The sequence below is a fragment of the Kitasatospora sp. NPDC004669 genome (assembly GCF_040609455.1).
In the GTDB taxonomy this organism is placed as follows: Bacteria; Actinomycetota; Actinomycetes; order Streptomycetales; family Streptomycetaceae; genus Kitasatospora.
This window is the reverse complement of sequence record NZ_JBEXKB010000179.1, coordinates 1-3,912: the sequence shown is the minus strand read 5'-3', so window position 1 is coordinate 3,912 and position 3,912 is coordinate 1. Positions and strand designations below refer to the sequence as shown.

The window sequence follows — 3,912 nt, the reverse complement described above, 5'->3', positions numbered from 1 at the left end:
CCCGCGGAGCGGGTCCCTACGGGCCTTCGGCCCTCCGTTCGCGCCTGGGCTTCGCCCGGGCGACGGACCCGCTCCGCGTGTCCGCACCCGGGCGAAGCCCGGGTGGGCCCGACGCTCCGCGCGCGGGCTGCCACCACTCCGCTTCGCTCCATGGTGGCCATGGCTGAGCCTCAGTCACATTGCTGAGCTGGAATTCTTGCTGATCTCACTGCGGGCTGACTAGGGGGAGGGGTGGGCGTGGGGGGCGCGTGCGGGCCCGCTTCACTCCTCCAAGATTGGTCTAGACCTTGGCCTAGACCGGGTTTCGACTGCGGCCGACGGGTGGGGTGCGCTTCCCTGGCAGGGTGAGCCACGGCACCGATGTATCAGTCTTGGACTGTCAGGGAACCCTGCCGGATGGGGTGGGTGGACCCGGCGATTTCCGCATTCTCCGGAATTCTCTTGGACTGACTGATAGGCTGCGGATATCCGTTCTCACTCGGATTGAATTCCGGTCCTCTCTGGCTCATCTGCCCAGCCGGGAATGTATCAGAAACGCGCCGTCAGCAGTTCCTGTCAGAGCCCCGGGTCCGGTCCGGGGAATTCGAGGGGAGAACCTTTCTGTGAGCGTTGTGGAGCCGGGCCTGATGGCCGCTCAGGAGTCCGAGGAGATCACGCTGCGCCCGCACCAGGTGGAGGCGCTGGAGGCCATCGTGCGCGGCCTGATGCTGCGTCCCGGGCAGAGCGCGCCGACGGGGCTTCGGGTGACCACGCAGATGGCCACGGGGTCGGGCAAGTCGTACGTGGGGGCGGCGGCCGGCCAGAAGCTGGCGCCGCTGGCCCTGATGGTCTGCGGATCCCGGCGCAGCGGCGGCTCTACATGACCGCGACGCCGAGGATCTGGGCGCCGCCGAAGGCAGGGGTGCGGCGGCGTGAGGGGGCGATGCAGCCGCTGCTGGAGGAGTTGGCCTGCTCCATGGACGACCAGCGGGTGTACGGCCCGCAGGTGGTCTCCCTGGGTGGCTGCGTTGGTTACAGCCAGCATCGCTTGTCGCTGAGTTTCAGCATCGCGTGGTGATCTCGCGCCCGCGAAATCTCGCTGAGAAACAACAGCAGTCCGGCGAGGTGTCGGCTCTGGCACCCCCGCCTGCGGTGTGCTGGTGGATGCTGGCAGTCTTGCCCCGTGCTGATCGACGGACATGACGGCGACCCGCTGGTGGCGGGCGATGAACTGCTCTCCCACCCGGGGTTCTGGGCCACCTACTTGATGTGGATGTGCGAGACCGAGGACGGTGAACCGGCGGCCGAGTGGTTCGGAGCGGACGAGGCCGACGCCGACGCCGCCTACGAGGCACTGGCGGCCAACGGGAACTGGCCCGTGTTCCGCATCCCGTTCGGCGGCGGACACACCGCTGTCGTGATGAGCCGCAATCTCCCGGACGACAGCGGGACGGAGTACTTCGTCACCCACCCCGACTGGCAATCTGGACGGCACGGCTATCTCGCCACCGTCGATGGGCACCAGGCCGGCCCTGGCCTCTCCTGGCCGGAACTGATCCACATCGCCAACACGCCGGACCGCACCGCCCCGGGCATCCACGACCCCCACGCCCGACTGCTGCTCCTGCTGCCCGCGCTCGGTGACGATGACGCCCCCGCAGACGCGGCCGACGTGATCGCCCAGGCGCTGGTCCAGATCGGCGCCCCGGCCGACGAGGCCCCGAGTGTGGCGGCGCTGCTCCTAGACCACCCTCTTTGGGAGGCGGCTCACTGGTCGCTGCCCGGCGAGTCGCCGCTCAGCGGCGGCGAGCGACCCCACGGCGGCATCCTCCAGTGCGACGGTCCCTATAGTCCGCGGTCCGGCGTACGGCTTGCCCAGGGAATCACCCCAGAGCAGACCGAACGGCTCGCCCTCGCGCTCGGAACCTGGCCCGTCTGACGTCAAGAACCGACACGCTGCCAGAAGTCGGCAACATGGCTTCTCCGGGCCACATGGTGCTCTCACCTCTCAGCGACACGTGCTCTCGACTCCCACCGATATAGCCACCCTGGGGCTGGCCGAGGCGATCGACCGTCGGCTGCTCGCCCCGTTCACGGCTTCCCGCCTTGCATGCGTTCTCCCGTATGGCGCCGGACCGAGACGGAGACGAACTCTGATGGGCGTCGTCAGCTGGTGGCCGCCTCTCCGGTGCTATCGGGCGTCGGTAGGAGCAGGCCCGCGGGAGGGTGGGCCAGGACCCCATTGTCGAAAACCAGCGGAACCGTCCACGAGCCCACCTTGCTGAAGTCCACCGTGCCGCCGGTGAACTGGGCACCCCTGAAGTCCACCGTGCCGCCGGTGAACTGGGCGCCTCTGAAGCCCACCGTGCTGCCCTCTGTGAACTGGGCGCCTTTGAAGCTCACCGTGCTGCCCTTGGTGAACTCGGCACGGTAGAAGGTCACCTTGCTGCCCTCGGAGAACTCGGCGCCTCTGAAGCTCACCCTGCCGCCGGTGAACTTGGTGTCCTTGAACCTCACCTCGCCAGTGAATCGAGCGCTGCTGAAGTCTCCACTGTCGAAGACGGTGCCGGTGAAGTCGTAGTCGTGTCCGTCCCAGGATGTTGTGGACGGGGCTTGTGTGACCTGCTGGTGGTCGCCGATGGTTCGGACGACGGTGCGGCGGACTTCGCGGTTGGCTTGCCAGTTCAGGCGTTCTTCGGCCGGTGCGGTGTCGTCGGGTTGTGGTGAGTAGGGCATGCGGAGGTAGGCACAGAGGACGTTGATGCAGGTCTGTCGGCGTTTGGTCCAGTCGTCGGCGAGTCCGGCCATGGCATGGACGCCGGCGAGGCGGCAGGCTGCTTCGTCATGGCCGAGGAGTTCGGCCGCGGTGGTGAAGCGTTCGTTGAGCAGGCGAGTCCGCTCGTGCTTCAGGCTCTTTTCGGCGCTTTGGCGGGCCGATCGTGCGGAGCGCCGTGCGCCGAAGTAGGTGCCTGTGCCACCGAGCAAGCCGCCGAGGAGGCCTACGAGGAGGGTCGCCCATAGGGGCCCGCCTGAGCTGCCGCTTTGGTCCGATAGCGGGGAGACCGAGGGGATTGGGCCGGGGACGAGGCTGGCGTAGTCGAGGAGGCTGGTCAGGGTCGTCATGGTGGCACGGTAGATGGGCCTTCCTACGCCCGCCGGGCGGCGTGCCGGGCACCCAATGTCCTTCGGACTGAAGACAGTGAACCGGCGCGCCACCGCTCGGTTGGACGCCTTGTCCCGTCAGCCGAGGCCCCGGCCGTACCGGCGGCGCAGGCCAATGCGGCGGGCGAGGAAGTGGATGGCGCGGCGGGTGGGTCGGTCGTGGGGCCGGCGGCGGGTGAGGTCGAGTGGTTGGCCAGCCTCGCGGTCGAGTAGTGCGCGCAGGTGGTCCTGAATTGTGCTCTGTTGGGTGATGGGGCAGGCTCCGGGATTGCGTGTCGTGTATTTGTTGTGGAGTGGGCAGGTTGCCTGTTGGGGTGCCTTTCCGGTCATGGCGAGAGCGTGCCTGGGACTGCCTGTGAAAAAGTGGCGCCGGAAAATGGCCGGGCGTCCGCCTGCCATTGGAAATGCAGACAGGCGCTGCTTTAGAGGATGTCTCACGTGGCAAGTTTCGCGAGCTTCTTGTAGCAGGTCAGGGCGACGGCCATGGCCAGGCCTCGGCTCTGCCAGTCGTTGCGGACCACGTACGGGATCTTGAGATCACAAGCAGCCCATGGCAGGCTCATGCCGCATGATCGATGAATTCGCGAAAGACAACCTGCACGGGAGACTGCGGCGGGACCGCGAGGCGCTGCTGTGGAAGCTCGACGGCTTGTCCGAATACGACGCCCGCCGACCCTTGACAGCGACCGGGACCAACCTCCTCGGCCTGGTCAAACACGTGGCCACCGTCGAGGCCAGGTACTTCGGCGAGGTCTTCGACCGCCCTTCCCC

At 67.5% G+C, this 3,912-nt stretch carries 5 protein-coding genes; 3 read left to right on the top strand and 2 right to left on the bottom strand.

Annotated elements, in window-relative coordinates; translation table 11 throughout:
- The first annotated feature begins 602 nt into the window (after nucleotides 1-602).
- Nucleotides 603-863 (top strand): DEAD/DEAH box helicase family protein, encoded by a 261-nt coding sequence (locus ABZW30_RS46610; protein ID WP_355677429.1) that lies wholly within the window; start codon nucleotides 603-605, stop codon nucleotides 861-863.
- A 299-nt stretch (nucleotides 864-1,162) separates the two neighbouring features.
- Nucleotides 1,163-1,918 carry a hypothetical protein gene (locus ABZW30_RS46605; RefSeq protein WP_355677428.1) on the top strand — a complete coding sequence of 252 codons (756 nt, stop codon included), beginning with the start codon at nucleotides 1,163-1,165 and terminating at the stop codon, nucleotides 1,916-1,918.
- 227 nt (nucleotides 1,919-2,145) lie between these two features.
- Here the strand turns inward: ABZW30_RS46605 and ABZW30_RS46600 are convergent, their stop codons facing one another.
- Both ABZW30_RS46600 and ABZW30_RS46595 read right to left on the bottom strand, forming a co-directional pair.
- Nucleotides 2,146-3,102 (bottom strand): hypothetical protein, encoded by a 957-nt coding sequence (locus ABZW30_RS46600; protein ID WP_355677427.1) that lies wholly within the window; start codon nucleotides 3,100-3,102, stop codon nucleotides 2,146-2,148.
- A gap of 473 nt (nucleotides 3,103-3,575) precedes the next feature.
- The gene (locus ABZW30_RS46595; protein ID WP_355677426.1) at nucleotides 3,576-3,704 is read right to left on the bottom strand and encodes a hypothetical protein; all 129 of its coding nucleotides are present in this window, start codon (nucleotides 3,702-3,704) and stop codon (nucleotides 3,576-3,578) included.
- 5 nt (nucleotides 3,705-3,709) lie between these two features.
- On the opposite strand from ABZW30_RS46595, the gene ABZW30_RS46590 reads away from it, so the two are divergent.
- Nucleotides 3,710-3,912, top strand: a 203-nt coding sequence (locus ABZW30_RS46590) for a DUF664 domain-containing protein (RefSeq protein ID WP_355677425.1), incomplete at its 3' end; no start/stop codon positions are given.